Source organism: Amycolatopsis sp. YIM 10, assembly GCF_009429145.1.
Lineage (GTDB): Bacteria > Actinomycetota > Actinomycetes > Mycobacteriales > Pseudonocardiaceae > Amycolatopsis.
In genome coordinates this window covers 7,901,300-7,926,576 of sequence record NZ_CP045480.1, presented here as the reverse complement: position 1 = coordinate 7,926,576, position 25,277 = coordinate 7,901,300, and the positions used below count along the sequence as shown (strand labels likewise).

27 protein-coding genes are annotated in these 25,277 nt (G+C 70.6%); 8 read left to right on the top strand and 19 right to left on the bottom strand.

Going from position 1 to position 25,277, the window contains the following annotated elements; genetic code table 11:
• Nucleotides 1–26 precede the first annotated feature (26 nt).
• Together YIM_RS37400 and YIM_RS37395 are read left to right on the top strand one after the other, a co-directional pair.
• Nucleotides 27–806 (top strand): maleylpyruvate isomerase N-terminal domain-containing protein, encoded by a 780-nt coding sequence (locus YIM_RS37400; protein WP_153034871.1) that lies wholly within the window; start codon nucleotides 27–29, stop codon nucleotides 804–806.
• 101 nt (nucleotides 807–907) lie between these two features.
• On the top strand, nucleotides 908–1,804 hold the full coding sequence (locus YIM_RS37395; protein ID WP_228004271.1) for a MerR family transcriptional regulator: 897 nt from the start codon (nucleotides 908–910) through the stop codon (nucleotides 1,802–1,804).
• An 18-nt stretch (nucleotides 1,805–1,822) separates the two neighbouring features.
• On the opposite strand, the gene YIM_RS37390 is transcribed toward YIM_RS37395, so the two are convergent.
• On the bottom strand, nucleotides 1,823–2,788 hold the full coding sequence (locus YIM_RS37390) for a zinc-binding dehydrogenase (RefSeq protein WP_153034869.1): 966 nt from the start codon (nucleotides 2,786–2,788) through the stop codon (nucleotides 1,823–1,825).
• Between the two features lie 58 nt (nucleotides 2,789–2,846).
• Here YIM_RS37390 and YIM_RS37385 point away from each other — a divergent pair, with 58 nt between their 5' ends.
• On the top strand, nucleotides 2,847–3,194 hold the full coding sequence (locus YIM_RS37385) for a VOC family protein (RefSeq protein WP_153034868.1): 348 nt from the start codon (nucleotides 2,847–2,849) through the stop codon (nucleotides 3,192–3,194).
• Nucleotides 3,195–3,234: 40 nt separating this feature from the next.
• Here the strand turns inward: YIM_RS37385 and argG are convergent, their stop codons facing one another.
• The 3 genes from argG to YIM_RS37370 all read right to left on the bottom strand — a co-directional run bounded on the left by argG (nucleotide 3,235) and on the right by YIM_RS37370 (nucleotide 5,798).
• Nucleotides 3,235–4,680 carry an argininosuccinate synthase gene (gene argG / locus YIM_RS37380; RefSeq protein WP_153034867.1) on the bottom strand — a complete coding sequence of 482 codons (1,446 nt, stop codon included), beginning with the start codon at nucleotides 4,678–4,680 and terminating at the stop codon, nucleotides 3,235–3,237.
• Nucleotides 4,681–4,758: 78 nt separating this feature from the next.
• Nucleotides 4,759–5,214, bottom strand: coding sequence for a hypothetical protein (locus YIM_RS37375; RefSeq protein WP_153034866.1), 456 nt, complete (start codon nucleotides 5,212–5,214; stop codon nucleotides 4,759–4,761).
• Between the two features lie 11 nt (nucleotides 5,215–5,225).
• Nucleotides 5,226–5,798: a TetR/AcrR family transcriptional regulator gene (locus YIM_RS37370; RefSeq protein WP_153034865.1), complete on the bottom strand. Its 573-nt coding sequence runs from the start codon at nucleotides 5,796–5,798 to the stop codon at nucleotides 5,226–5,228.
• A gap of 73 nt (nucleotides 5,799–5,871) precedes the next feature.
• Between YIM_RS37370 and YIM_RS37365 the strand changes: the two genes are divergently transcribed.
• Nucleotides 5,872–6,750 carry an aminoglycoside phosphotransferase family protein gene (locus YIM_RS37365; RefSeq protein ID WP_153034864.1) on the top strand — a complete coding sequence of 293 codons (879 nt, stop codon included), beginning with the start codon at nucleotides 5,872–5,874 and terminating at the stop codon, nucleotides 6,748–6,750.
• Here the strand turns inward: YIM_RS37365 and YIM_RS37360 are convergent.
• The 5 genes from YIM_RS37360 to YIM_RS37340 all read right to left on the bottom strand — a co-directional run bounded on the left by YIM_RS37360 (nucleotide 6,747) and on the right by YIM_RS37340 (nucleotide 12,043).
• Entirely contained in the window at nucleotides 6,747–8,333 is a 1,587-nt protein-coding gene (locus YIM_RS37360; RefSeq protein ID WP_194239876.1) for a glycosyltransferase family 39 protein, read from the bottom strand. The two genes, YIM_RS37365 and YIM_RS37360, sit on opposite strands and share 4 nt — an antisense overlap.
• A gap of 65 nt (nucleotides 8,334–8,398) precedes the next feature.
• Nucleotides 8,399–8,653, bottom strand: a complete 255-nt coding sequence (locus tag YIM_RS37355) for a hypothetical protein (protein WP_153034862.1) — start codon at nucleotides 8,651–8,653, stop codon at nucleotides 8,399–8,401.
• Between the two features lie 16 nt (nucleotides 8,654–8,669).
• A complete protein-coding gene (locus YIM_RS37350; RefSeq protein ID WP_153034861.1) occupies nucleotides 8,670–10,016 on the bottom strand; it encodes a TRAP transporter large permease subunit in 1,347 nt (448 codons plus the stop codon).
• Nucleotides 10,017–10,049: 33 nt separating this feature from the next.
• The gene (locus YIM_RS37345; protein ID WP_153034860.1) at nucleotides 10,050–10,859 is read right to left on the bottom strand and encodes a CoA ester lyase; all 810 of its coding nucleotides are present in this window, start codon (nucleotides 10,857–10,859) and stop codon (nucleotides 10,050–10,052) included.
• Complete coding sequence (locus tag YIM_RS37340; RefSeq protein WP_153034859.1) at nucleotides 10,856–12,043, bottom strand: CaiB/BaiF CoA-transferase family protein; 1,188 nt, start codon at nucleotides 12,041–12,043, stop codon at nucleotides 10,856–10,858. Before YIM_RS37340 ends, YIM_RS37345 begins: the two co-directional genes overlap by 4 nt.
• A gap of 112 nt (nucleotides 12,044–12,155) precedes the next feature.
• Here YIM_RS37340 and YIM_RS37335 point away from each other — a divergent pair, with 112 nt between their 5' ends.
• Nucleotides 12,156–12,800, top strand: a complete 645-nt coding sequence (locus tag YIM_RS37335; RefSeq protein ID WP_153034858.1) for a GntR family transcriptional regulator — start codon at nucleotides 12,156–12,158, stop codon at nucleotides 12,798–12,800.
• Here the strand turns inward: YIM_RS37335 and YIM_RS37330 are convergent.
• Together YIM_RS37330 and YIM_RS37325 are read right to left on the bottom strand one after the other, a co-directional pair.
• Nucleotides 12,797–13,402, bottom strand: a complete 606-nt coding sequence (locus tag YIM_RS37330) for an FMN reductase (RefSeq protein WP_153034857.1) — start codon at nucleotides 13,400–13,402, stop codon at nucleotides 12,797–12,799. The genes YIM_RS37335 and YIM_RS37330 overlap by 4 nt on opposite strands.
• 13 nt (nucleotides 13,403–13,415) lie before the next feature.
• Entirely contained in the window at nucleotides 13,416–14,522 is a 1,107-nt protein-coding gene (locus YIM_RS37325; RefSeq protein ID WP_153034856.1) for an LLM class flavin-dependent oxidoreductase, read from the bottom strand.
• Between the two features lie 252 nt (nucleotides 14,523–14,774).
• Between YIM_RS37325 and YIM_RS37320 the strand changes: the two genes are divergently transcribed.
• A complete protein-coding gene (locus tag YIM_RS37320) occupies nucleotides 14,775–15,251 on the top strand; it encodes a MarR family winged helix-turn-helix transcriptional regulator (protein ID WP_153034855.1) in 477 nt (158 codons plus the stop codon).
• Between the two features lie 3 nt (nucleotides 15,252–15,254).
• Here YIM_RS37320 and YIM_RS37315 read toward each other — a convergent pair whose 3' ends face one another.
• The 8 genes from YIM_RS37315 to YIM_RS37280 form a co-directional block, all read right to left on the bottom strand.
• Nucleotides 15,255–15,974 (bottom strand): hypothetical protein, encoded by a 720-nt coding sequence (locus YIM_RS37315; protein ID WP_153034854.1) that lies wholly within the window; start codon nucleotides 15,972–15,974, stop codon nucleotides 15,255–15,257.
• Between the two features lie 82 nt (nucleotides 15,975–16,056).
• Nucleotides 16,057–17,565, bottom strand: a complete 1,509-nt coding sequence (locus tag YIM_RS37310) for a PQQ-binding-like beta-propeller repeat protein (RefSeq protein WP_153034853.1) — start codon at nucleotides 17,563–17,565, stop codon at nucleotides 16,057–16,059.
• Nucleotides 17,562–19,355 (bottom strand): NAD(P)/FAD-dependent oxidoreductase, encoded by a 1,794-nt coding sequence (locus YIM_RS37305; protein WP_153034852.1) that lies wholly within the window; start codon nucleotides 19,353–19,355, stop codon nucleotides 17,562–17,564. Before YIM_RS37305 ends, YIM_RS37310 begins: the two co-directional genes overlap by 4 nt.
• 25 nt (nucleotides 19,356–19,380) lie before the next feature.
• Complete coding sequence (locus tag YIM_RS37300) at nucleotides 19,381–20,577, bottom strand: cytochrome P450 (RefSeq protein WP_153034851.1); 1,197 nt, start codon at nucleotides 20,575–20,577, stop codon at nucleotides 19,381–19,383.
• On the bottom strand, nucleotides 20,574–21,749 hold the full coding sequence (locus YIM_RS37295) for an NAD(P)/FAD-dependent oxidoreductase (RefSeq protein ID WP_153034850.1): 1,176 nt from the start codon (nucleotides 21,747–21,749) through the stop codon (nucleotides 20,574–20,576). Before YIM_RS37295 ends, YIM_RS37300 begins: the two co-directional genes overlap by 4 nt.
• Entirely contained in the window at nucleotides 21,746–21,943 is a 198-nt protein-coding gene (locus YIM_RS37290; RefSeq protein WP_153034849.1) for a ferredoxin, read from the bottom strand. Before YIM_RS37290 ends, YIM_RS37295 begins: the two co-directional genes overlap by 4 nt.
• 23 nt (nucleotides 21,944–21,966) lie before the next feature.
• Nucleotides 21,967–22,605, bottom strand: a complete 639-nt coding sequence (locus YIM_RS37285) for a TetR/AcrR family transcriptional regulator (RefSeq protein ID WP_153034848.1) — start codon at nucleotides 22,603–22,605, stop codon at nucleotides 21,967–21,969.
• A gap of 120 nt (nucleotides 22,606–22,725) precedes the next feature.
• Nucleotides 22,726–23,379 carry a TetR/AcrR family transcriptional regulator gene (locus tag YIM_RS37280; protein ID WP_153034847.1) on the bottom strand — a complete coding sequence of 218 codons (654 nt, stop codon included), beginning with the start codon at nucleotides 23,377–23,379 and terminating at the stop codon, nucleotides 22,726–22,728.
• Between the two features lie 214 nt (nucleotides 23,380–23,593).
• Between YIM_RS37280 and YIM_RS37275 the strand changes: the two genes are divergently transcribed.
• Nucleotides 23,594–25,021: an MFS transporter gene (locus YIM_RS37275; RefSeq protein ID WP_153037489.1), complete on the top strand. Its 1,428-nt coding sequence runs from the start codon at nucleotides 23,594–23,596 to the stop codon at nucleotides 25,019–25,021.
• Nucleotides 25,022–25,051: 30 nt separating this feature from the next.
• The gene (locus tag YIM_RS37270; RefSeq protein WP_153034846.1) at nucleotides 25,052–25,276 is read left to right on the top strand and encodes a hypothetical protein; all 225 of its coding nucleotides are present in this window, start codon (nucleotides 25,052–25,054) and stop codon (nucleotides 25,274–25,276) included.
• The last annotated feature ends 1 nt before the right edge of the window (nucleotide 25,277 follow it).

Sequence of the window (25,277 nt, the reverse complement as noted above, 5' to 3'; positions counted from 1 at the left end):
CTGAGCCGGAACTGGGAGGAACGACGATGGACACGTCCGCGTATCTGACGGCTGTTGTCGAGCAGACGAGCACGCTCGCCGAGTGGGTGGACGGCCAGGACGCGGCGGCCCCGGTGCCGACGTGTCCGAAGTGGACACTGGCTGACCTGGTCGATCACGTCGGCGGAACGCAGCGCATGGTGGCGGTGCTGGTGGGCGAGCAGCTGGCCGAGCCGAGCAAGGCCTTCGCCGCCTACGTCCCGGCTCCGGCCGATTCGGCCCAGTGGCGCGCCTGGCTGACCGAAACCGCGGAGAAGGCGAAGCAGGCGTTCGAAGGCGTCGCCGACGACGCGCCGGTGTGGGATCCGTCGGGCGCCTCCGCGGGCGTGCCGTTCTGGTCGCGCCGGCTGTTCGGCGAGATCAGCGTGCATCGCGCGGACGCGGCCGCGTCGCTCGACAAGCAGTACGAGCTGGAGCCGGAGCAGGCCGTCGCGGCCACCGAGGACTGGCTGGACACGATGACCTCCCGCGGTTACTGGGAGAACCGGAAGGACTTCGCCGAGGCGATGCGCGGCACCGGCCAGACCCTGCACTTCCACGCCACCGACGCGCCGGGGGAGTGGCTGGCCCGCCGGGAACCGGACAGGGTCGCCCTGGAACGCACGCACACCAAGGCAGACGTCGCGGTGCGCGGCCCGGCCGTCGAACTCCTGCTCGTGCTCAGCAGGCGTCGCCCGCTGACCGCGGCCCAGGCACTGGAAGTGCACGGGGACCGCGCCCTGCTCGACCAGTGGATCGACCACATGGACTGGGTCACCGACGCCTAGGCCGCGGATGCACCGGGTTGCACCTTCCGTAGCGGCATGTGGTCCAGTGGACTTACCTCCCGATCCGTTGAGGAAAGGTCCTGCTCGTGCATTTGTCTTTCGTGCCACCCCGCCGGGTCAAGATCGGTGACGCGGCGGCCTTCGCCGGCAGCACGCCACGGGCGATTCGCCATTACCACGAGATCGGCCTGCTCCCCGAGCCCGAGCGGGGCGCTGATGACCGCCGCCGCTACGGGTACGAGGACATGATCCGCCTGTTGTGGATTCGCAAGATGGCCGACGCCGGGATCGCCCTGGACGACATCCGTGACGCCTTCACCACCGACATGGCTTCCACCGAAGCGGACAGCGGAGACGGTATCGACGGCATCCTGGAGCGGCTGGAGGAAACCCTCACCGAGCAGGAGGCGGAATTGCGGCGGCAACGGACCGCCGTGCGGCGGATGCGCACCGAAGGCAGCCGGATGGGCCTGCTCTCCGACTTCGTCACCGACCGCCTCAAGCGCCTGCCCGAAGGCTCCCTGCGTCAGGCGGACCTGGACAGTCTGCTGGTCACCGAGCGGATCTTCGGCCCGCTCGGCGCGGCCGTCCAGGCCACCCGCTTCATCGTCCTGGCCACGCATCCCGCTCTGCGGGCGGATTCCGACCGCATCGATGCCGCCGAGGAGGCACTCGATGACAGCGTCGCCGTCGATGATCCACGGGTGGCTCGAGTGGCCGCCGAGCGGCACGCCTTCGAAAGCGCCCTGCACGCCGTAATCGAGGAGTCCGGCCTGGACAAGGAGGACGATGCCCTCTTCGACGCCTGGGACACCTTGCACCCTGCCACCGCCGATGACGGCGAGGACGAGGCCGGCCTCGGCTCCGGCAGGCGGGAGGCCGGCTCCATGAGCGCGTTCGAAGCCATCGGCAAGATGCCCTACGACTTCTCCCCGGCCCGCGTGCGCTGCATGGAGCTGGCCGTGGAGCTGTCCGCCCAGGACTTGCCGGCTACCTGAAACACGGCCAGGACAGTGCTAGGGCACCAGCACGACTTTTCCGCTGGTGGCGCGGTTTTCCAGGGCCGCGTGCGCGGCGGCGGCTTCGGCCAGCGGGAAGGTGTGCACGGCGGGCACGAGCTTGCCGTCGGCCACCGCGGCCAGTGCGCGCACCTCGAACCCCGGGCTTTCGTCGAGTCGCCCGAGAAGCTCGACGAGCGCGTTCCTGGTGGTGATGCCGCGCGCGGCGGCCAGTTCCGGGTCCGGCACGTGGTCCTGCTGCGAGGACGTCCCGATGGTCAGGTACCGGCCACCGTCGGCGAGCAGGCTGTAGGCGGCTTCGGCCTTCGAACCGCCGACGCCGTCGAGAACGACGGTGACCACTTGGCCGTCGACGGCCTTCTCCCACCCGGGTTCGTTGTAGTCGAGCACCAGGTCGGCACCGAGCGCCCGCACGATCTCCACCTTGGCCGGACCACCCGCGGCGCCGATCACGGTGGCGCCGAGGCCGCGCGCGTACTGCACGAGCAACTGCCCGATTCCGCCCGCGGCCGAGGTGATCAGCACGGTGTCCTCGGCGGTGAGCTGGGCGATGTCGAGGAACTGGAACGCGGTGGTGCCGGTGACGACCATCGCCACCGCCGCTTCGAAACCGACGTCGTCCGGGATCCGGTGCAACGCGGACACTTCGGCGACAGCCAGTTCCGCGTAACCACCGGGCTTGCTCGCGGACACGACCACCCGCGCGCCCAGCCACGCGGCGTCCACGTCCGGGCCGACCGACTCGACCGTGCCCGCGACCTCACCACCGAAGATCGACGGCAGTTCGGGCGGGGGCGGCGCGAGTTCCGTCCGTTTTCCGGTTCGCATCACCGTTTCGATGAAGTGCACCCCGGCCGCGCGGACCGCGATGCGCACCTGACCCGGCCCCGGTTCGGGATCGGGCACGGTTTCGTACCTCAGGTTCTCCGCCGGGCCGTATTCGTGCAGAACGATTGCGTGCATGGGACCAGCCAACAACCTCAACCAAGGTTCAGGTCAAGTGGCCTGGTTGACTGGGCGCGTGTCCGTGCGCCGAGTGATGCCCGTCGTCCAGTCGGAGAAGGAGCGGGAGAACCGCGAGTTCTACGGCCTGCTCGGTTTCGAGGAGGTGATGAACCACGGCTGGATCATGACGCTGGCCTCACCGGACAATCCGGGAGCGCAGCTCAGCTTCATGACCGCCGACAAGACCGCGCCGGTGTGCCCGGAGGTCAGCGTCGAAGTGGACGATGTGGACGCCGCCTACGCCGAGTTCCTGGCCAGTGGCGCGGAAATCGTGCACCCGCTGCAGGACGAGGAGTGGGGCGTGCGGCGGTTCTTCGTCCGCGACCCCGACGGCCGCGTGGTGAACGTGCTCAGCCACCGCTGACCCGCGCCCCGGCACGGCCGGGGCGCGGGCGAGCGAGGACTCAGTCGGTGCCGAACTCCATCGCGGCGCGGTCCAGCACCGCGTCGCCGGAGGCCCGGCCGCGGGAGGCGATCGCCTCGGCGCCGCCCTCCGGCATCGCCCCGATCAGGCCGGTCGACGCCGCCTGCGCGGCCCCGATCAGCTTCGGGTGCGTGCTGCCGACCAGGCCGAGCCCGGCGTACTGCTCCAGCTTGGCGCGCGAGTCGGCGATGTCCAGGTTGCGCATGGTGAGCTGGCCGATCCGGTCGCCGGGACCGAACGCCGAGTCCTCGGTGCGCTCCATCGACAGCTTGTCCGGGTGGTAGCTGAACGCCGGGCCGGTGGTGTCGAGGATCGAGTAGTCGTCCCCGCGCCGCAGCCGCAGCGTCACCTCGCCGATCACCGCCGTGCCGACCCACCGCTGCAGCGACTCCCGCACCATCAGCGCCTGCGGGTCCAGCCAGCGGCCCTCGTACATCAGCCTGCCGAGGCGACGGCCCTCGTTGTGGTACTGCGCCAGCGTGTCCTCGTTGTGGATGGCGTTGACCAGCCGCTCGTAGGCCGCGTGCAGCAGGGCCATGCCCGGCGCCTCGTAGATGCCGCGGCTCTTGGCCTCGATCACCCGGTTCTCGATCTGGTCCGACATGCCCATGCCGTGGCGCCCGCCGATCGCGTTCGCCTCCATCACCAGCTCGACCGCGCTGCCGAACTCCTTGCCGTTGATGCTCACCGGGCGGCCCTGGTCGAAGCCGATGGTGACGTCCTCGGTGGGGATCTCCACCTCGGGGTCCCAGAACCGCACGCCCATGATCGGGCTCACCGTCTCGATGCCGGTGTCCAGGTGCTCGAGGGTCTTCGCCTCGTGGGTGGCGCCCCAGATGTTGGCGTCGGTCGAGTACGCCTTCTCGGTGCTGTCGCGGTAGGGCAGGCCGTGCTCCTGCAGCCACTCCGACATCTCCTTGCGGCCACCGAGTTCGGTGACGAAGGCCGAGTCGAGCCACGGCTTGTAGATGCGCAACTGCGGGTTCGCGAGCAGGCCGTAGCGGTAGAACCGCTCGATGTCGTTGCCCTTGAAGGTGGAGCCGTCGCCCCAGATCTGCACGTTGTCCTCGAGCATGGCGCGCACCAGCAGGGTGCCGGTGACCGCGCGGCCGAGCGGGGTGGTGTTGAAGTAGACCCGGCCGGCCGAGCGGATGTGGAACGCGCCGCAGCTCAGCGCGGCCAGGCCCTCCTCGACCAGTGCCGCGCGGCAGTCGACCAGACGCGCGATCTCCGCGCCGTAGGCCGTCGCGCGGCCGGGCACCGAGGCGATGTCGGGCTCGTCGTACTGGCCGATGTCGGCGGTGTAGGTGCACGGCAGCGCACCCTTGTCGCGCATCCAGGCGACCGCGACCGAGGTGTCGAGGCCACCCGAGAAGGCGATGCCGACCCGTTCGCCGGTGGGCAGGGAGGTGAGAACCTTGGACATGGCAAGAGTATGCATGCAACGGAATAGTCATGCAAATCCGGGGTGGTGGAATGCGCTGAGCTGCGGTTATTCGCGAACTCAGGCGGGTGAGGCGTTCGCGTGCGGGGCTCGCGGCTGGGTGAACCAGCCGGCGTAGGTGAGGATCAGGCCCATCACGGCCAGTGCGCCGAAGAACAACCGCGCCAGCAGCAGGGCCGTTGGCGAGAGCATGGTGGCGTCCACGGCCGAGGAGACCGTGTCCGGGATGGCGATCAGCATGAAGCCGCGTATCGCGACGAACCAGCCGAACAGCGAAATGGTGATCGCCAGCGGACCCCGCCAGCTGCGGTGCCCGCCGATGATCACCAGTCCGGCGCCCAGCATCAGCGCGCCGAGCATCAGTATCGGCACCGGATCGGCGAACAACTCGTTGGTCAGCCCCTGGAGCGAGGGCAGCCGGATCGTGTAGACGGTGGTGAACACGGCGACGTACGGGCCGATGACACGCGCGAACGCGCGGGTCCGGCGCTGGGCGTCGAGGTCGGCGGTGGGCATGGTGGTGTCTCCTAACTCGGCCGGTAACCCGCCTGGTGGCAGACGGCACGCAGGAATCGTTCGGTTTCGACGGCCGACGTGGTGTCGGGCCGGGTGGCCAGGTGCTGCCAGCCCGCGCCGACCAGCAGGTCCAGCAGCACGTCCGGGTCGGTGTCGGCGGGCAGTTCGCCGCGGTCGCGCGCTTGGACCAGCACGGCCCGGCGGGCGTCGTCGCGGTGGTCGCCGAGCTGGTTCCGGTATGCGGCGGCCAGTTCGGGATAGTCCTCGATCGTGCCGTAGAGCCGCCGGAGCAGGCGGCGCTGCGCCGGGTCGGCCAGCACCTGCGCCCAGGCGGTGAGCAGGTGTTCGAGGTCGCGGATCTCCGGTTTCTCCGGCGGATTTCCGTACGCCGACTCGATCGAGGCCAGCAGCAGGCGCGTTTTGTCCGGGAAGCGGCGGTACACCGTCGCCCTGGTGACGCCGGCGCGGCGCGCCACCTGCTCGATGCTGAACGCCTCGACGCCGCGTTCGAGGAACAGTTCGAGTCCGGCGGCCAGGATGGCGGCGTCGGCTTCGCGGCTTCGTGGACGACCGGCTGTGCTCACGGCAATAACAATACAGTACTGCTCTGTATTGTAAAGGGACTAAATCCGTTGACCCGTCCGAGATCATCGGGGCATGGCTGTGGATGGTCGTGCCGGGATCGACGCCGCGCTGGTGCGGCGGCTGGTCGCCGCGCAGTTCCCGGAGTGGCGGCACCTCGAGGTGACCCCGGTCGAGGTCGACGGCTGGGACAACCGGACCTACCGCCTCGGCGACACGATGTCCGCGCGCCTGCCGACCGCCGAGGTCTACGTGGCCGCGGTGGACAAGGAGAACGAGTGGCTGCCGCGGCTGGCGCCCGAACTGCCGGTCGCCGTGCCGGCGATCCTCGGCCGGGGCGAGCCGGGGGAGGGATATCCGTTCCCGTGGTCGATCCGCGGCTGGCTACCCGGTGAGACCGCGGCGCCCGAGCGGATCCACGACCTGCCCGCGTTCGCGGTGTCGGTCGCCGAGTTCATCCGCGCGCTCCAGCGCTGCGACACCACCGGCGGCCCGCTCGCCGGGGCGCACTGCTTCTACCGCGGCACCCCGCCCGCCCACTACGACGGGGAAACCCGGCGCTGTCTGTCCATCTTGGACGGTCAGGTGGACACCGCGGCCGCCGCCCGCGTGTGGGCGGCGGCGCTGGAAGCGCGGTACGACGGCCCGCCGTTGTGGTTCCACGGCGATCTCGCGTTCGGCAACCTCCTGGTGGAGCACGGAAAGCTCACCGCGGTGATCGACTTCGGCACCGCGGGCGTCGGTGATCCCGCCTGCGAGCTGGTGCTCGCCTGGACGATGCTCGACGACCGGAGCCGCGCGGCCTTCCGCGAGGCGGTCGGCCAGGACGAAGGCACCTGGGCGCGGGCCCGCGGCTGGGCCCTGTGGAAGGCCCTGCTGACGCTGTCCCAGGACACGACGCGAGCCGACCAGCGAGAGGTGATCGAGAAAGTGCTCGCCGACGCCAGCGCTTAGGACTGCATCGGGCTCATGTACTGCCAGGTGTCGGCCCACGATCGAAGCGGGCCGCGGCAGATGTAGACGGCCTGGCCCTGGGTGCCGTTGTTGATCTGCTCGCCGTTGTCCACCAGCGTGACCGGCTTGACCTCGGCGAAGAGGCCCTCGGCGTCTTCCGGGGAGAAGCCGACGACGATCGCGGTGGTGGCCGTCTCGGGCGGGCTGCCGAAGTACCAGTAACCGCGGTGCGGGCTGTGCACCTCGGGCAGGCCGCGTTCCGGCCCGTACTCGTCGAGTGCGCCCGCCTGCCAGTAGTGCCCGGCGAGCACGGTCGTGTTGGCGCGTTCGGACTCCGGCACCGCGAGATAGGCGCGTTCCACCGCGTCCACCATGTGCGGCCAGCCGAACTCCTCCAGCGGCATGTTCGCGGGGCTGAACGGCTGGTTCGCGTAGTGCGACAGCGGCCAGATCGGCGGCCCGCTCGGCAGGCCCCACAGCATCAGCACGCCGCACACCGCGTAGATCGGCCCGGCGATCCAGCGCACCTGCGCGCGCTTCGGCTCGCGTTGCTCGATCACCACCGCGGCGGCCGCCCAGCACACCACAAAGAGCCCGGCCATGTAGAACGGCCGCCCGTCGTTGTACCAGAACACGGCGATGATGCCCGCCGTGGCGAGACCGTAGAAGCGGAACGGCCGCAGCGTCGGCGCGAAGAGCAGGGCGAGCACGCCGACGCACAACAGCGCCGCGCCCAGCGGCCCGGCCACGAAGGAGAAGGCGACCGGGAGAAAAGTCTCCTTGCCGCCGCCCTCGGCCTCGATCTCCTTGGCCACGACCTCGGTCATCGCCGCCTGCGGCCAGCCGTGGGCGCGCTGCCAGAGCAGGAACGGCACGGCCAGCACGGCGGCGACGAGCGCGCCGAGCCACAACTGCTTCTTCAGCAGCATCCTGCGCGGGCCGAGCAGCAGCACCGCGATCGCGATGCCTGCCCAGAACACCACCAGCATGACCTTGGCCTGCAGGCCGACCGCGGTGGCCAGCGCGGCCCAGAGCAGCAGCCGGTCGTCGCGCTTGCGGACCCAGCGCACCACCAGCCAGCTGATCAGCGTCCAGAAGAACGAGTCGAAGGACTGGGTGGACAGCGTGTGCCCGGCGCCGTACATGAAAAACGGCGAGACCGCGAAAACGCCGGCGGTGAGCAGCTGCGCCAGCCTGCCGCCGCCGAGTTCCCTGGCGATCAGCGCGCACAGGAACACCCCGGCGACCACCAGCGCGATGATCGGCAGCCGGGTGCCGACCACGGACTGGCCGAAGAGCAGGTCCATCGCGCGGGCCACCAGCGGGACCAGCGGCGGCTGGTCGGCCAGCCCGCTGCCCAGGTGCCGTCCGGCGGCCCGGAAGTACAGTTCGTCACCGAAGAACCCGTAGCGCCAGCTGGTCCCCAGCAGCAACGCCGCGACCGCGCCGGCGACCGCCGAAACCGGGCGCCAGGCCAGCGCCGGCGCCTTGGCGAGCGCCGGTTCTGGAGGGCGTTCGGCTACCGCGCTGGTCTGCAAAGAATTCTCCGAAACTGCTCCGATGTCGACAACCAAGGCTGCCACAACACCGGAACGGGCACCTGCCCAGCCCCGCCCGGCCTAGGAGAACGTGGCCGGAACCACAGTGGTCAGTCCTCTCCGGCCGACCAGTTGTGCAGGTAGGACAGCACAAAGCCGAGCAGTCCGGTGATCGCGGCGGCGGTGGTCATCGGCACGGCGAGCACCCCGGCCACGCCTTCGACCACGGCGCCGCTCCCGGCCACGATCCCGGCGGCCTGGCCGAGCACCAGCACCACACCGAGGACCAGGAACACCACCAGCCCGAGCTTGAACACCGGCATGGTGACGCGCTTGAGCAGGGTGCGGGTTTTCGATTCGCTCATCGGGGACTCCAGGGGATCAGGCGAAGACGGGCAGCACGCCGACGGCCACCAGCACGCCGATCAGCAGCACCGGCAGCACGAACCAGAGGATCAGCCGGACGAACATCCTGGCCGGGTCCACCCCGGCGATGCCGCCGGCGATGTAGATCGGCGCCGCGCCCGGCGGGGACGCGCCCTCGGTGGAGGCGAAGATCAGGATGGCCACCGCCGCGGCGACCGGTGGCACGCCCGCGGCGATCAGCGCGCTGAAGCTGACCCCGCCGACCGCGGCGATGGTCGCGGTACCGGTCAGCGGCGCGGAGATGATCACGATCAGCAGTCCGACCAGCACGGCGATCACCACCGCGGGCGCGTCGATGCGCTCCATCAGCCCGGTCAGCTCGGCGACCAGGCCGAGTTCGCCGAGGCAGGCCGCCGCGGCGAAGGCGAAGAACAGGGTGGCGCCGATGATCGCGTACTTCGGGGCCATCGCGCCGAGCAGCTCGGTCCAGGCGCGGCCGGTGCGCGGCAGCCGCCGCCAGGCCACCAGCATGGTGCCGATGATCATCAGCACCGGGATCCAGACCACGATGCTGATCTCGCCCGCCGCGTCCTCGCCGATCCACCCTTCGAGCAGCTTCTGCCCGGTTTCGACGGTGAGGAAGACCGGGATCGCGATGCCCGCGTAGACCAGCAGCGAGGTCCAGCCCTGCCGCCAGGCCACCCGGAACGGCACGATGCCCTCGGGCTCCACCCGGCTGATCCTGTGCCTGCGGACCCAGATGAAGACCACCAGGAACCGGTAGAGCACCGTCCACAATCCACCGGCGAAGGCGCCTACGAGCAGCTGGTCGGCGGTCAGCACCGGCGCCACCGCGGCCGAGCCGAGCAGCAGGAACATCGACGAGCTGGGCGGGATCGAGATGCCCAGCCCGGCGTTGCCCGCGACCAGGCTCGCCGCCAGATCGGGCCGCCACTTCGAGCGGACCATCCACGGAATGGTCACCGAGCCGACCGAGGCCGCGATGCCGGACCCGGACCCGGCCGGGCCGCCGAGCAGCGCGGATGCGGCCGTCGAGACGTACCCGGAACCACCGCGCATCCGCCCGAAAACGGCGTTGAGCAGGGTGACCTGGCGATCGATCAGGCCCAGTTCGGTGAGCAGGTAGCCCATGAACACAAAGGCGAGCGCGGCGAACACGACCTCTTCGGCGGCGGCGTCGGCGATGCCTGCCGCGGCCAGCGAAAGCGCGTCGGTCCCGCCGAACAGGCAGACCACCACGAAGCCCAGCACCATGGCCTCACCGATGTTGCGCTTGAGGACGGCGTTCCAGACCACGATGACGGCGATGTAGGTGATCAGCGCCCAGACGGCGACGCCCATGTGTACTCCTTCGTGGCGCGGGCGTTGGAAGTTTCAGGCAGCCAGGCGCGCGGCCAGTTCGAGGACGCGGCGTGCGCGGTCGACGATGGGCTGGTCGACGAAGGTGCCGTCGGGCAGGGCGATCGCCCCGCGCGCGCCGGCCGCTTCGGCGGCCCGGACCACCTCGCGGGCCCTGGCCACCTCCTGCTCGCTCGGCGCGAAGGCCTGGCGCACCACCGGGATCTGCCGGGGGTGGATGACCGAGCGGCCGAACATGCCGAGTTCCCGGCCGCGCCGGGTGCTGTGCAGCAGCCCGTCGTCGTCCCGGACGTTGGTGTGCACCGACATGGCCGGTGCGGGCAGTCCCGCGGCCGCGGCGGCGAGCACCGCGCGCAGTCGCAGGTGGTCCAGCGCGTCGGGCGCGGTGAGCGCCAGCGCCGAAGCCAGGTCCTGTTCCCCGAGGCCGAGACCGGCGACGCGGGGATGGGCGGCGATCTCGTCCATCGCGGCGAGCCCGCGTGCCGACTCGATCAGTACGTGCACCCGGAAGTCCGCGGGCAGCGCGTCGTCGAGTGCGTCGAGCTGGGCGGTCGATTCCACCTTCGGCAGGCGGAGACCGGAGAGTCCGGGCAAGCCCGCAAGTGCGGCGAGATCGGTGCTGTCGTTGATCCGCACGTGCCGCGGCGGCCCGTCGTGCGGCTGGGCGAGATAGTCGGCGACGGTGGCGCGCGCGGTGTCCTTGTCGGCGGGCGCGACGGCGTCTTCGAGGTCGATGAGCACCACGTCGGCACCGCTGGCGGCGGCCTTCTCGAACCGTTCCGGCCGGTCGCCGGGAACGTAGAGCCAGGTGAGCGGGGTGGTCACGCGACCACGCCCCGGTCGCGCAGGTCCGCGATGCGCGTGGCGTCGTAGCCGAGTTCGCCGAGGACCTCGTCGGTGTGCCTGCCCTTCGCCGGACCGGGCCACCGGATCTCGCCGGGTGTTTCGGAAAGCCGGAACTGGACGTTCTGGATGGTGACTTCGCCGAGTTCCTCGTCCGGCAGGTCGAGAAACGTGCCGAGCGCCCGGTACTGGGGATCCCGCACGATGTCGGAGGCGTCGTAGACCAGCGCGATCGCCGCCTGCGCCTGTTCGAAGGCCGCGATCACGTCGTCGCTGTCGCGCGCGGCGATCCATTCCGCCACCGCCGCGTCGAGTTCTTCGACGTGCGCGACGCGGCCCTGCCCGGTGGCGAACCACGGCTCGTCGATCAGCTCGGGCCTGCCGACCAGGCGCATCACCCGCTCGGCGATGGACTGCGCGCTGGTGGAAATCGCCACCCAGCGGCCGTCGCGGGTGCGGTAGGTGTTGCGTGGCGCGTTGCTGTTGGAGCGGTTGCCGGTGCGCTGCGGCAGCACGCCGAGCGCCTGGTACGCGGTGACCTGCGGGCCGAGCAGGCCCAGGATCGGCTCGATGATCGCCATGTCGATCACCTGGCCGCGACCGGTCCGGCCGCGCGCGTCCAGCGCCACCATGATCGCGTAGGCCATGGCCAGCCCGGCGATGCCGTCGGCCAGCGCGAGCGGCGGCAGCACCGGCGGGCCGTCCGGCTCACCGGTGGAGGAGGCGAACCCGCTCATCGCCTCGGCGAGCGTGCCGAAGCCCGGCCGCTTCGCCATCGGACCGGACTGGCCGAAGCCGGTCATCCGCGCGATCACCAGGCGCGGGTTGATCTCGTGCAGTTCGGCCGGGCCGAGGCCCCAGCGCTCCAGCGTGCCCGGCCGGAAGTTCTCGATCAGCACGTCGCTGCGCGCGGCCAGGTCACGCAGGATCGCCTGACCGTCTTCGGCGGACAGGTCGACCGCGGCGGCGCGCTTGTTGCGGGCCAGCGACTTCCACCAGAGACCGGTGCCCTCGGCGGCCGGGCCGTGGCCGCGGGCCGGGTCGCCCTTGCGGGGGTGCTCGATCTTGATCACGTCGGCGCCGAAGTCCCCGAGCATGGCCGCCGCGGACGGCCCGGCGAACAGGGTGGCGACGTCGAGAACGCGGAGCGACGACAGTGGGCTCATGACTCATAAGTTATAAGACTGGCCCTGGAGTGCCAGGATCCTGTTGTGCAGGTCACATCCACCCCGCCCGGTAGCGTGGTCGCCACCGCGGGTATCGAGAGGGGATTCGCGCATGGCCGGACCACCGCAGAGCAAGGCGGACTACGTCTACACCTCGCTGCTCGACGACCTGCGCAACGCCCGCATCTCCGGTGGCACCCCGCTGCGCGCCACCGAGATCGCCCAGCGCCTCGGGGTGTCCATCACGCCGGTGCGGGAAGCCTTGCGGCGCCTGGAAAACGACCGGCTCATCCGGTACGAGCAGCACCACGGCGCCACGGTGATCGACCTGTCCGCCGACGCGCTGGTGGAGTACTACAACGTGCGCGCCGTGATCGAGGGCCTCGGCGCCCGACTCGCCGCCGGGCGGATCACCGCCGAGCAACTGGCGCAGCTGCGGGCGATGCACGACCGGATGGTCGCCGACGAGGAGGCGGGCCGCTACGAACTGCTCGGCGAGCAGAGCCGCGAGTTCCACCTGGCCATCGCGGACATCGGCGGCCCCGCCTTTCTCGGCGCGCACGCCAGGGCCGTGCGCAACAACTTCCCGGTGCCCGCGCACGCCTCCCTCTGGCTGGATCCCGACCAGGCGCGCAACCACCTGACCGTGCACGAACAGCTGCTCAAGGCGCTCAAGGCGGGCGACGGCACCACCGCCGAACGGATCATGATCGACCACGTCCAGTTCAGCGGTAAGTACCGTCTCGACAGCGCTTAGGAATCCCGGAGCAGTTGCTCGAAGCTGGGCACCGAGCTGAACTCGTCGGCCGGTTTGCGGGGCGGGGCGCCGAGCAGCTTCTTCGCCAGTTCACCGCCCGCGCGCTCGATCCGCTCGCGCAGGGCGCCGTCGTCGGCCCAGTCGTCGGTGGCGGCGAACACCGAGGTGGTCACCACGTCGGCGTGCAGGTAGGTGAACAGCGGGCGCAGGTTGTACTCCAGCGCCAGCGAGTGCCGCGGCGTGCCGCCGGTCGCGCCGAGCAGCACCGGCAGCCCGGTCAGCGCCTCGTTGTCCAGGATGTCCACAAAGGACTTGAACAACCCGGAGTACGAGGTGGTGAAGACCGGGCTGACCGCGATCAGTCCGCTCGCCCCGGAGACCTTCTCCAGCACCTCCGGCAGTCCGCCCGCCGGGAACCCGGTCAGCATCATGTTCACCACGTCGTGCGCGATCTCGCGCAGCTCCACGGTTTCCACGGTGGCCTCGGCACCTTCGGCCTCGAGTGCGGCGACGGCCGCCGCGCCCAGCCGGTCGGCGAGCAACCGGGTGGACGACGGCTGCCGCAGCCCCGCCGAAACGGTGACGATCTTGAACTCGTTCATCGGGGTCCTCCGCTCAGACAAGTTCGGACTGCTCGGCCTGCTTGGCCTGCTTGGCCGCGACGCGGTCGGCGTGGCTCGGCGGGTTCGACGGCACGTGCTCCGGCCGCTTCGCCTCCAGTTCCTCGCGCAGCACCGGAACGACCTCCTCGGCGAGCAGGTCGATCTGCTCCAGCACGGTCTTCAGCGGCAGGCCGGCGTGATCGACCAGGAACAGCTGGCGCTGGTAGTCGCCGACGCCGTCACGCATGCCCGCGTACCGCTCGATGACCTGCTGCGGGCTGCCCACGGTCAGCGGGGTGCTCGCGGTGAAGTCCTCCATCGACGGCCCGTGCCCGTAGACCGGCGCGTTGTCGAAGTAGGGCCGGAACTCGTTCCACGCGTCCTGCGAGTTCTTCCGGATGAACGCCTGCCCGCCGAGGCCGACGATGGCCTGATCGGCCTTGCCGTGGCCGTAGTGCTCGAACCGCTGCCGGTAGAAGTTCACCATCTGCGCGGTGTGCGACATCGGCCAGAAGATGTTGTTGTGGAAGAAACCGTCACCGTAGTAGGCGGCCTGCTCGGCGATCTCCGGACTGCGGATCGAGCCGTGCCAGACGAACGGCGGCACCCCGTCGAGCGGGCGCGGGGTCGAGGTGAAGCCTTGCAGCGGCGTGCGGAACTTGCCCTCCCAGTCGACCACGTCCTCCTCCCACAGCCGCCGCAGCAGCGCGTAGTTCTCGATGGCCAGCGGAATGCCCTGGCGGATGTCCTGGCCGAACCACGGGTAGACCGGGCCGGTGTTGCCGCGGCCGAGCATCAGGTCCATCCGGCCGTCGGAGATGACCTGGAGCATCGCGTAGTCCTCGGCGATCTTCACCGGGTCGTTCGTGGTGATCAGCGTGGTCGAGGTGGACAGCGTGATGTTCTCGGTGACCCCGGCCAGGTAACCGAGCAGCGTGGTCGGGGAGGAGGCGACGAAGGGCGGGTTGTGGTGCTCGCCGGTGGCGAAGACGTCGAGCCCGGCCTGGTCGGCGTGCTGGGCGATCTTCAGCATCGACCGCACGCGCTGGGTGTCGTCCGGGGTCTCCCCGGTGGTGGGGTCCGTGGTGACGTCGCTCACGGTGAAGATGCCGAACTGCATGGGGAGCCTCCTGTGGTCCTCCGCGCCCGGGGTGGCGCTACCGGGGTAAACGTCTCGCGCGCAAGAATATTTCCCGCGAGACGTTTCCCCGCTCGCGGGGCGCCTTCGTGACCGAGATCGAGCAGATGTCTTATAAGACTCCGCGCGGGTTTGGGCCGGGCCGGCTCCCATTGGGCGCGTTGGCCGGTTTCGCCGCCGAGGAGCCGGTTAGCCCCGATATGGGGGCGATGGATTGGTTGACGGGGTGAGGTCATGGAGAAGGCCGGCAGCGGGCAGACGCCGGTGGACAGGGTGCTGGACGGGCTGCGTGGTTTCGGCGCGCACTACACGGAGTTCACCCGGGGCTTCGCCGCCCACCTGGGCCTGCACGTCACCGACGCGGCGGCGCTGGTCGAAATCATCTACGCCGAAGACCACGGCCGTCCGCTCTCACCGGCGCGGCTGAGCGAGCGGATCTCGCTGACTTCGGGGGCCACCACGGCTTTGCTGCACCGGCTGGAACGCGCGGGTCACATCGTCCGGACCCGCGAGCGCAGCGACCGGCGGATCGTCACGCTGCGGAGCAGCCCGGAGATCCAGGGGCCCGGCCGGGAGTACTTCGGCCCGCTGGAGCGGCACCTGACCGCGCTGCTGGCGAGGTACCCGCCCGAGGAGGTCGCGCGCTTCGAGACCTTCCTGGCCGAGCTCCAGTCCGCTATGGACGTCGTGCTGGCCGAGCCGCGGGACTGAGGTTCAGCGGCCCAGGGACTCGGCGGCGGCCTTGGCGACCTTGAGCACGTCGGCTTCGCAGGTGGACGTGCTGATGGAGGCGTCGTCGTCGGCGTAGTAGGTGGCGCCGATGTAGGCGTTCCCGATCAGCACGTGCACCGTGCATTCGTTGGTGTTGAACGAGGTGCGCTCGGCCTTGTCGGCACCGGGCACGTCGGCGGAACCGCCGGGGGTGCCCTGTCCGGCCATGGTGTCGTAGTAGCGGCTCGCCGCCGCCGTGCCCGCGCCGGTTTTACCCGGCAGCGAGATCGACAGGTGGATCGCCAGCTCCACCCGGATCGGGCTCTCCCCGGAATCCCACAGGCACGAGTGCCCGGACATGGAGACGTCCGGGTCGGAGGTGCCCAGGTCCTTCGCCTCGTCGGTCATCTTCTCCGGCAGCCCGCTGACCCGGCTCTCCACGTCGGAGCACACGGGGACGTCGGTGAACCGGTCCGCCGGTCCTACCGCGCTGGACGGCGCGGCCGCCGATGTCGAGCGCGACGAGGAACTGCCGCTGTCGATCAGGAAGTACGCCCCCACGCCCAGGCCCGCCAGCAGCAGCACGCCCACCAGGCACAGCGTGACGATCAGCCCGGTGTTCGACTTCTTCGGCGGCGGATAACCGGGATAACCCTGCGGATAGCCCTGCGGATAGCCCTGATATCCCTGATTTCCCTGCGGTGGCGGGTAGCCCGGCTGCATGTTCGTCCCCCCAACTGACGCGCTGGCGCCAGTCAGTAGACCACACGGCCCGCGGCCACCCGCCGTCCGGAGTGGACTTCGCTCAGGCCGGAAACCGGACAATTCCCTCGGCTGCCAGGTAGAGGGCGTCATCCGGGCCGACCGCCAGGCCGGCGAACGGAATCGGCGCGCCCGGCAGGCCGTCGCAGAACAGGGCCCGTGCCTCCGCCGGTGGTGGTGAGACCGCGAGGCCGGTGGCCTCGATCCGGGATTCGCCGGTGGTCAGCGAGATCGCGCGCAACCGGCCGTGCGTGGTTTCCACCGTGACCAGGTCGTCGCCGCGCACGGCCAGGCCCTGCGGCGCGCCGAGGTCTTCGGCGACCGGCACCACCTCGTTCTCGTCGATCCGGAACACCCCGCCACGCCGGTCGTCGCTGAAATAGACGCGCTGTGCGGCGTCCAGCGCCACGTCCACCGGGTGGTCGAGGCCTTCGGCGAGCATGCTCACCTCGTCGGCCGAATCGATCACCACCACCCGGCCCGCGTCCGCCTCGGCGACCACCAGCGCGCCATCCGCGCGGACGGCGATCCCCATCGGGCGCGCCAGTCCGTTCGCGCGCGCCCGCGATTCACCGGTCTCCGGGTCGTACGTGCTCACCTGCCCGTACTGCGACGTCGTGTGCAGCACCCCACCATCGGCGGCCACGCCGTGCGTGAAGATCAGCAGTTCCTCCGTGTGCACACCGCCCGCCGGATCGGGGCTCGCCAGCCGGTAGTGATCGCCCGCGTAGACCCGGCCGCCCAGGTCGACGGTCACCCCGTACGGCCCGCCGAACCCCGGTTCGACCACCTGCCGGGTCCGGCCGTCCGGGTGCAGTTCGGCGATGCCACCACTGGCGTAGCTGGAGACGAACATGCGGTTCTCGGTGTCGAAGGCCGCGTTGTCCAGCCCCACCACACCACTGGCCACCAGCGAGCGGCCACCGTCGCCGAACAGGTCGATCCGGGTGACGATGCCCGCCGCGCCACGGGAAAGCACGTGCAGCACACCGCCGCGGTCGAATCGCACGGCCACCGGTTCGTGCACGTCTTCGGCGACCAGTTCCGGGGCGCCGCCGTCGGTCGGTACCCGGAGCACCTGCCCGGTCAGCATGTGCGGGTAGTAGAGGCAGCCGTCCGGGCCGAGCTGCATCGCGTTGCCCATGGCCAGCCCGTCGGCCAGCACGCGCGCCGTGCCGCCGGTCAGCTCCACCACCCGGCCGCCCGGCCGCATCTCGTTCACGAACAGCCGGTCGCCGACGCAGGTGATTCCGTTGGGCAGCCGCAGTTCCCCGGACACCAGGTGGAACTCGCCCGCCGGATCGCGCCGCCACACCCGGCCCGGCACCAGATCGGTGAGGTACATCGAGCCGTCGGCGCCGAAGGCCAGGTCGTCCGGCGACTGCACCGGGCCGCCCGCGGGCACCACCACCTCGACGTCACCCGAATCGAGGTCCACCGCGCTGATCTGCCCGGCGAGGAACTGCGCCACGTGCAGCCTGCCGTCCGGACCGAACGCGACCCCGTTCGAACCGGGCAGCGGGTTCGGCCGGGTCAGCCGCGTGCCGGTCATTCGGCGTCCGCCAGCACGTCGTCCATCCGGTTCGCGCGCCAGTCGCGCAGCACCTCGTGGAAGGCGACCGGCCCGTCGCCGTAGGAGAACCGCCGCGGGTGCGGCATGCCCTCGTTGTTGTAGTAACCGGGCGTGCACTCGAGGTGGAACTTGTACTGGTCCGCCGACTTCTCCTCGATCGTGGCCACCCAGGCGTTTTCGGCTTCCTCGGTCGGTTCCACGCACCGGACGCCGCGCCGCCGCGCTTCGGCGACCACCTCGCCGACGTGCGTGGCCTGCTCGTCGAGGATGTGCACGAAGTTCACCGACGCCGCGTTCTGCAGGGGCCCGAGGTGGAAGAGGTTGGGGAACTTGCTGCTGTAGAACCCGTGCAGCGTCTTCGGCCCGCGTCCCCAGTGCTCGAACAGCGAGATGCCGCCACGCCCGTGCACCGGCAGCTTTCCCGACAGCACCCCGGAAATGCCGACCTGGAAGCCGGTGGCGAAGATGATGCAGTCCACCTCGTACTCCCGGTCGCCGACCACCATGCCGCGCTCGGTGATCCGCTCCACGCCACCGTGGTCGGCGGTGTCGACCAGGGTGACGTCGGGCCGGTTGAAGGTCTCCAGGTAGTCGTCGCTGAACGTGGGCCGCTTGCACATGTAGCGGTACCACGGCTTCAGCAGCTCGGCCGTCGCCCGGTCCTCGACCAGCCGGTCCACCCGGTCGCGCAGTTCGTTCATCTTCTGGAAGTCGACGATCTCCTCGAGCTGCTCGCGCTGCTCGGCCGGGAGGTCCGGGTAGGAGTCGCTCGGGATGAGCTTCTGCAGCAGCTGCGCGCTGCCCGTCCAGGCGTCGGCGACCAGGTCCTCCTCGGCGGGCCTGCCGGTGACCACGCTGAGGAAGTTGTCGCGGCGGCGCCGGTGCCAGCCGGGGGTGAGCGAGGCCGCCCACTCCCGGTCCGTGCGGCGGTTCCCGCGAACATCCACAGTGGACGGAGTGCGCTGGAACACGTACAGGTGCTCGGCGTCGCGGCCCAGGTGCGGCACCACCTGGATGGCGGTGGCGCCGGTGCCGACCACGGCCACCTTCTTGTCGGCCAGCCCGGTCAGACCGCCCTCGGCGGTGCCGCCGGTGTAGTCGTAGTCCCAGCGGCTGGTGTGGAAGGTGTGCCCGGTGAAGGTCTCGATGCCGGGAATGCCGGGCAGCTTCGGCGTGCTGAGCGTGCCGCTGGACACCACCACGAACTGGGCGCGCATCCGGTCGCCGCGATCGGTTTCCACCACCCACTCGGCCTCGTTGTCGTCCCAGCGCAGCGAGGTCACCTTGGTCTGGAAGCAGGCGTCGCGGTAGAGGTCGAACTTCCGCCCGATCGCCCGCGAGTGCTGCCGGATCTCCTCACCCGGTGAGTACTTCCACTCCGGTACGTAACCGACCTCTTCGAGCAGCGGGAGGTACACATAGGACTCGATGTCGCAGTGGATGCCGGGGTAGCGGTTCCAGTACCAGGTGCCGCCGAAGTCCGCGCCGTCGTCGATCAGCCTGATCCGGTCGAGCCCGGCCTGGCGCAGCCGCGCGCCGGCGAGCAGGCCGCCGAAGCCGCCGCCGACCACGATCGCGTCCATCCGGTCGGTCAGCGGTTCCCGCCGGTAGTCCGGATCGGCGTGGGGATCCGCGCCGTACGAGCTGAATTCTCCTTCCGGGCGCCGGTACTGCGCGTTGCCGTCGGGCCGGATCCGGCGATCGCGCTCGGCCCGGTATCTGGCGCGCAGCTCGTCGGGGTCGAACCCGAGGTCCTGGGGAGTGGGCATGACTGCCTTTCCGGTGGTGGGGGGACTACCAGGTGACGGGGAGTTCGTAGACGCCGTAGACAAAACCGTCGTGCTTGAACGGGATGTCGTCGAAGTCGGCGGCCGGCGCCAGTTCGGGGGCGCGCCGGTAGAGCGTGCGGTAGACGACCTCCAGTTCGAGCCGGGCCAGCGGCTGGCCCAGGCACTGGTGCACGCCGAAACCGAAGGCGACGTGGTGACGAGCCTCGCGGGTGATGTCGAGGCGGTCGGGGTCGGGGAAGGCCTCGGCGTCGCGGTTGGCGATCTCGTTGGGCAGCACCAGTCCTTCGCCCGCGCGGACCAGTTGCCCGGCCACTTCGAGGTCCTCCAGTGCGACGCGGCGCCGCCCGCCGTGGGTGATGTTGAGGTAGCGCAGCATTTCCTCGACCGCGCGCGTGGCCACGGTGGGGTCGTCGGACTCGCGCAGCAGCTTGAGCTGGTCCGGGTTGCGCAGCAGGAGCAGGGTGCTCAGCGCGATCATGTTCGCGGTGGTCTCGTGCCCGGCGATCAGCAGCAGCACGGCCATCGCGGTGGCCTGCTCGACGCTCAGCTGCTCCGCCTTGATCCGCTCGCACAGCCGCGACAGCAGGTCGTCACCGGGGTTGTCCATTTTGGACATCAACAGGCCGCCGAGGTAGCGGGCCAGGTTCCCGGACGCCTCGGTCCGCTGCTCCGGGGTGGAGGTGCGGTTGATCATCGTCCTGCTGTTGTCCTGGAAGAAACCGTGGTCGCTGTAGGGCACGTCGAGCAGCTTGCAGATGACCAGCGACGGCACCGGCAGCGCGAAGCCCTCCACCAGGTCGGCCGGTTTCGGGCCGCCGAGGAACTCGTCGAGCGCGTCGTCGACGATCTGCTGCACCATCGGCCGCATCGCCGCGACCTTCTTCACCGCGAAGGCGGAGCCGACCATGCGCCGCAGGCGCGCGTGCTCGGGATCGTCCATGCCGATGAAGCTGAGCGTGGCGCGGCCGGGCGCCTGGCGCGGGTAGGTCGGATGCGTCATGTCGGCGCTGACGCGGGGATCGGTGAGCACCGCGCGCTGGTCGGCGTACCGCGTGACCAGCCACGGAGTGCTGCCGTCCCACAGTTTGATCCGGGTCATCGGCGTCTCCCGCTGGAGTTCGCGCAACTGCGGCGGCGGGTCGAACGGGCAGCCGGTGGCCCTGGCCATCGGGTATTCGGGGGTGGGAACGGTGTTGGTCATCGGGAGCCTCCGGTGGTGAGGTGCTGCTGGCGGTGCAGACGGGCTTGTTTCGGCATGTTCCAGCCGAGTACGCCGACGGCCTTGCCGTGGCGTTCGTAGCGGGCGACGAAGCGCCGGGCGGCCGGGTCGCCTTCGACCACGGTCACTTCGGCGTCGGCGGCGAGCACACCGTGGATCTGGAGCTTCGCGTCGAACTGGTCGGTCCAGAAGTAGGGAATCGGGGTGTAGGGCTGGTCGGCGCCGAGGATGTTGGCGGCGACGGCCAGCGCCTGCTCGGTGGCGTTGGTGCGGTTCTCCAGGCGCAGCAAGGAGCCGAGGTGCTCGTGGTGCCAGCGGGCGACGTCACCGGCGGCGTAGATCCCGTCGGCCGCGCGGCATCGGGAGTCGCAGACGACGCCGTTTCCCAGCACCAGACCACTGTCCTCCAGCCAGTCGGTGCAGGGAACGGCTCCGAGCGCCACGACCACCAGATCGGCCTCCAGCACCTCGCCGGTGCTCAGCCGTGCTCCGGTGACCCGGTCACCGTCGGCGGTCAGACCGTCGACACCGGCGCCCAGCCGCAGTTTCACCCCGTTCTCGTTGTGCAGTTCGGCCAGCAAGTCCGAAGCCAGTGGCCCGAGCTGTGCGGCCAGCGGAGCGGCTTGCGGCCCGGCGAGCACGACCTCCACGCCGAGACCTCGGGCGGTGGCGGCGATTTCGGCACCGAGCACACCATCACCGACGATCAGCAGCCGTCGCGTGGAGAGTAGTTCGGCGCGTAAGGCGAGCGCGTCATCCAGCGAGCGCAGCACGTGCACCCCACGCAGGCCGTCCTGGCCGGGCAGCGTGCGCGGGCGGACGCCGGTGGCCAGCACGATCGTGTCGGCGGCCAGCGCGCGCCCCGATTCCGTGTGCACTGTGCGGTTCTCCACGTCCAGCGACGCGGCCGCGTCGCCGAGCAGGAGTTCCGCGTCCAGTGCGTCGAGCACCTCGCGGGTGCGCAGGTGCGCTCGTTCAGGCTGCCACGCCCCGGCGAGCACCTGCTTGGACAGCGGCGGCCGGTCGTACGGCACGTGCGGTTCGTCGCCCAGCAGGGTCAGCTCGCCGGTGTACCCCTTGCGGCGCAAGGCTTCCGCAGTGGCCAGCCCGGCGGCGGAAGCGCCGGCGACGAGCACGCCCGCCGGTGTGCTCACGCCTCGCTCAGCGAGATCGCGGCGGCCGGGCAGACGTCGGCCGCCTCGCGCACCGCGGTCCGCAGGTGCTCGGCGGGCTCGGCCTCCAGCAGCATCACCACGCCGTCCTCGTCGCGCTGGTCGAACACGTCCGGTGCGGCCAGCACGCACGAACCGGCACCGCAGCACTTGTCCTCGTCGACGGTGATCTTCACGTTCTTGTCCTCTCAGGGGTTCGTCAGCGCCCGGCCGGGGTGACCGGCGCCGTCCACAGGCCGGTGATCGCGTCGATCAAGCCGGTGGTGGTGTGCTCCCAGCTGTCCTGGCGCCCGGTGCCATCGGCGAGGGCGCGCTCGCGCTCGGCGCAGCCGTGGGAGATCAGGTGGCGGGCCATGTCACCGCGTTCCAGGTGCACGGGCACCGGCAGCGCGGGCAGGCAGTGGTTGAGCCGCTCGACCACCCGCCGGACCGGTTCGCCGGCCAGCGCGTCGTCGACGACCACCCGCCGCAGCACCGGATCGGTCAGCACCTGCTCACCGAAGCGGGCGAACCAGGTGGGGCTGCCGAGTTCGGCCAGGTGCTCGGTGAACGGCCGGACCAGGCAGGCGATCCAGTCGCGCACCTCGCCGTGGCCGTCGATCCGCTCGATCATCCGCACGCGGCGGTGCTCGATCGGCTTGGCGTGCCGGTCGAGGATCGCGCGCACCAGCGCGGTCCGGTCGCCGAAGTGGTAACCGACGGCGAAGTTGTTGCCCTGCCCGGCCGCTTCGCCGATCTGACGGTGGGAGACCGCGGTGATCCCGTGCTCGGCGAACAATCTCTCCGCCGCGGTGAGGATCGACTCACGGGTGCTCACCGAGCGCCCGTACCGGCTCACCGTGCCTCCTCACGTCGTTCAACCGCTTCCGGAAAACAGCTAACCGACTCGCCACGCTTGAGTCAAGCGACTGACTTATTTTCGGGATGCTGTCTTCCGGCACCGGTGGTGGGTGCTGGGTCAGCGGGTGATGGGCGCGGTCCAGAGACCGGTGATCGCGTCGATCAGGCCGGTGGCGGCCTCGTTCCAGGTGGTGCGCGGGGTGGCGGTGCCATCGGCGAGCGCCCGCTCGCGTTCGGCGACCACGTGCACCATCAGCGTGCGCAGCATGTCGCCGCGTTCGGCGCGGACCTCGGGCGGCAGATCGGGCGGGCACTGCCGGAAGTTGTCCACGACCGACTGCAGCGAAGGCGTGGCCAGCGACTCCTCGGCCATGATCGCCCGGAACGCCGGATCGGTCATCACCTGCGCGCTGAACCGCCCGTACCAGGACTGCCCGTCGAACGAGGCCAGGTGCGTGGTGATCGGGCGGACCAGGCAGGCCACCCAGTCCCGCACCTCACGCGAGCCCGCGGCCGCCGCGGCCATTTCCGTGCGCAGCGCCTCGATCGGACCGGAGTGCCGCCGGACGATCGCCCGGACGAGATCGGCCTTGGTGCCGAAGTGGTAACCGACCGCGGCGTTGTTGCCCTGCCCGGCGGCGGCGCTGATCTGGCGGTTGGACACCGCGTACAGCCCCTGCTCGGCGAACAGCCGTTCCGCGGTGGTCAGTATCTGCAGCCTGGTGGCACCAACCTGCGCGGCCCTGGGGGTTCTGCCGACCTCGGTCACCACGGCCACCACCGTACAGGGGCGGTGCCCGGGTCCCCGGTCACGAGGCCCGCGACACGGGCGAGTTGTTCCGGGCGGTTCGGCACTGCTGTCCTCCTCGGTGACGCGGGGGCCGGGGTTGGGGACACAGTCAAACCGGACAGTTTATGCTAAGTCAAGCGCCTGCTTTAATTCTGGGGTAGTCCATCGAAACCAGGGAGGCCGCCTCGTGGCGTCCATGCCAGTGACCACGCCCGCCGAACCCGCCGATCCGGCACCCGTGGCGGCGCGGCGGCCCAATCTCGTCGTCGCCGTGCTGGCCTTCGGCGGGGTGACCGTCGCGCTGATGCAGACGGTGATCATCCCGCTGGTGCCGCGGTTGCCGGAACTGCTCGGCTCCACCCCGGCCGACACCGCGTGGGCGATCACCGCGACCCTGCTCGCCGCCGCGGTCGCCACGCCGACCGTGGGACGGCTCGGCGACATGTACGGCAAGCGCCGGATGCTGCTGATCAGCCTCGGCCTGCTGATCGCCGGTTCGGTGCTGGCCGCGCTGAGCACCAGCCTCGCGCCGCTGGTGGTCGCGCGGGTGCTCCAGGGCCTGGCCTCCGGGGTGATCCCGCTCGGCATCAGCATCATGCGTGACGAACTGCCCGCCGAACGGCTCGGCTCGGCGACCGCGCTGATGAGCGCGTCGCTCGGGGTCGGCGGTGCGCTCGGCCTGCCGCTGGCGACCCTGCTCGCGGAGAGCGTCGACTGGCACGTGCTGTTCTGGGTCGCGGCGGGGCTCGGGGCGCTCGCCACCGTGCTGGTGGTGACGGTGGTGCCCGAGTCGGCGGTCCGCTCGGGCGGGCGGTTCGACTTCGTCGGCGCGGTCGGGTTGTCGATCGTGTTGCTGTGCCTGCTGCTCGCGGTGTCGAAGGGTGCGGAGTGGGGCTGGGGCAGTGGGCTGACCCTCGGCCTGCTCGGCGTGGCCGCGGTGGTGCTGCTGGCGTGGCTCCGGTGGGAGCTGCGGACCGGTGAACCGCTGGTGGACCTGCGGACCTCGGGACGGCGGCCGGTCGCGCTGACCAATCTGGCGTCGGCGGTGTTCGGCTTCTCGATGTTCGCCATGTCGCTGGTGCTGCCGCAACTGCTGCAACTGCCCGCGGCCACCGGGCACGGCCTCGGGCAGCCGATGACCGTGGTCGGCCTGGTGCTCGCGCCGTCCGGGCTGGTGATGATGGCGATGGCGCCGGTGTCGGCCAGGATCACCCGGCTCAGCGGCCCGCGCACCACGCTGATCACCGGCACGCTGGTGGTCGCGCTCGGCTACGGGCTCAACTTCTTCCTGATGAGCGAGATCTGGCAGCTGGTGGTGATGTCCAGCCTGATCGGCTGCGGCATCGGGCTGGCCTACGGCGCGATGCCCGCGCTGATCATGTCGGCGGTGCCGGTGTCCGAGACCGCGGCGGCCAACAGCCTGAACACGCTGATGCGCTCGATCGGCACCTCGGTGTGCAGCGCGGTGGCCGGGGTGGTGCTCTCGCAGCTGACCGTGCCGTTCGGCCCGGCCGAGGTGCCCTCGCTCGCCGGATTCCGGGTGGTCGTCGCGATCGGGGCCGGGGCGGCGCTGGCCGCGGCGTTCATCGCCTGCTTCATCCCGCGGCGGGCCCCGGCCGCGTAGGGTCGGTGGTGAGCAGAGGGGAGCGGCCCGATGACCGAGCCGGAAGGCACCGACTACACCAACGCCGGCGTGCCGAACTTCGACTACGTCCGGGACAAGATCGACAAGCGCTTCGCCACCGCCGAGGGCTCGACCGAGCTGGCCGGGATCGGTGGCGAGGAGACCGTCGAGTCACTGGACAAGAAGCTGGCCGACCGCGACGAGGCCGCCAAGTCCAAATTGGACGAGATCCGGCGGTCGATGCGCGGGGAGTGAC

Bases quoted from the DNA above. Each gene is read 5' to 3' on its own strand.
- YIM_RS37400 (WP_153034871.1), top strand. From the start codon at position 27: ATGGACACGTCCGCGTATCTGACGGCTGTTGTCGAGCAGACGAGCACG.
- YIM_RS37390 (WP_153034869.1), bottom strand. From the start codon at position 2,788: ATGCACGCAATCGTTCTGCACGAATACGGCCCGGCGGAGAACCTGAGG.
- argG (WP_153034867.1), bottom strand. From the start codon at position 4,680: ATGTCCAAGGTTCTCACCTCCCTGCCCACCGGCGAACGGGTCGGCATC.
- YIM_RS37375 (WP_153034866.1), bottom strand. From the start codon at position 5,214: ATGCCCACCGCCGACCTCGACGCCCAGCGCCGGACCCGCGCGTTCGCG.
- YIM_RS37365 (WP_153034864.1), top strand. From the start codon at position 5,872: ATGGCTGTGGATGGTCGTGCCGGGATCGACGCCGCGCTGGTGCGGCGG.
- YIM_RS37355 (WP_153034862.1), bottom strand. From the start codon at position 8,653: ATGAGCGAATCGAAAACCCGCACCCTGCTCAAGCGCGTCACCATGCCG.
- YIM_RS37350 (WP_153034861.1), bottom strand. From the start codon at position 10,016: ATGGGCGTCGCCGTCTGGGCGCTGATCACCTACATCGCCGTCATCGTG.
- YIM_RS37340 (WP_153034859.1), bottom strand. From the start codon at position 12,043: ATGAGCCCACTGTCGTCGCTCCGCGTTCTCGACGTCGCCACCCTGTTC.
- YIM_RS37335 (WP_153034858.1), top strand. From the start codon at position 12,156: ATGGCCGGACCACCGCAGAGCAAGGCGGACTACGTCTACACCTCGCTG.
- YIM_RS37330 (WP_153034857.1), bottom strand. From the start codon at position 13,402: ATGAACGAGTTCAAGATCGTCACCGTTTCGGCGGGGCTGCGGCAGCCG.
- YIM_RS37325 (WP_153034856.1), bottom strand. From the start codon at position 14,522: ATGCAGTTCGGCATCTTCACCGTGAGCGACGTCACCACGGACCCCACC.
- YIM_RS37320 (WP_153034855.1), top strand. From the start codon at position 14,775: ATGGAGAAGGCCGGCAGCGGGCAGACGCCGGTGGACAGGGTGCTGGAC.
- YIM_RS37315 (WP_153034854.1), bottom strand. From the start codon at position 15,974: ATGCAGCCGGGCTACCCGCCACCGCAGGGAAATCAGGGATATCAGGGC.
- YIM_RS37310 (WP_153034853.1), bottom strand. From the start codon at position 17,565: ATGACCGGCACGCGGCTGACCCGGCCGAACCCGCTGCCCGGTTCGAAC.
- YIM_RS37305 (WP_153034852.1), bottom strand. From the start codon at position 19,355: ATGCCCACTCCCCAGGACCTCGGGTTCGACCCCGACGAGCTGCGCGCC.
- YIM_RS37300 (WP_153034851.1), bottom strand. From the start codon at position 20,577: ATGACCAACACCGTTCCCACCCCCGAATACCCGATGGCCAGGGCCACC.
- YIM_RS37275 (WP_153037489.1), top strand. From the start codon at position 23,594: ATGCCAGTGACCACGCCCGCCGAACCCGCCGATCCGGCACCCGTGGCG.
- YIM_RS37270 (WP_153034846.1), top strand. From the start codon at position 25,052: ATGACCGAGCCGGAAGGCACCGACTACACCAACGCCGGCGTGCCGAAC.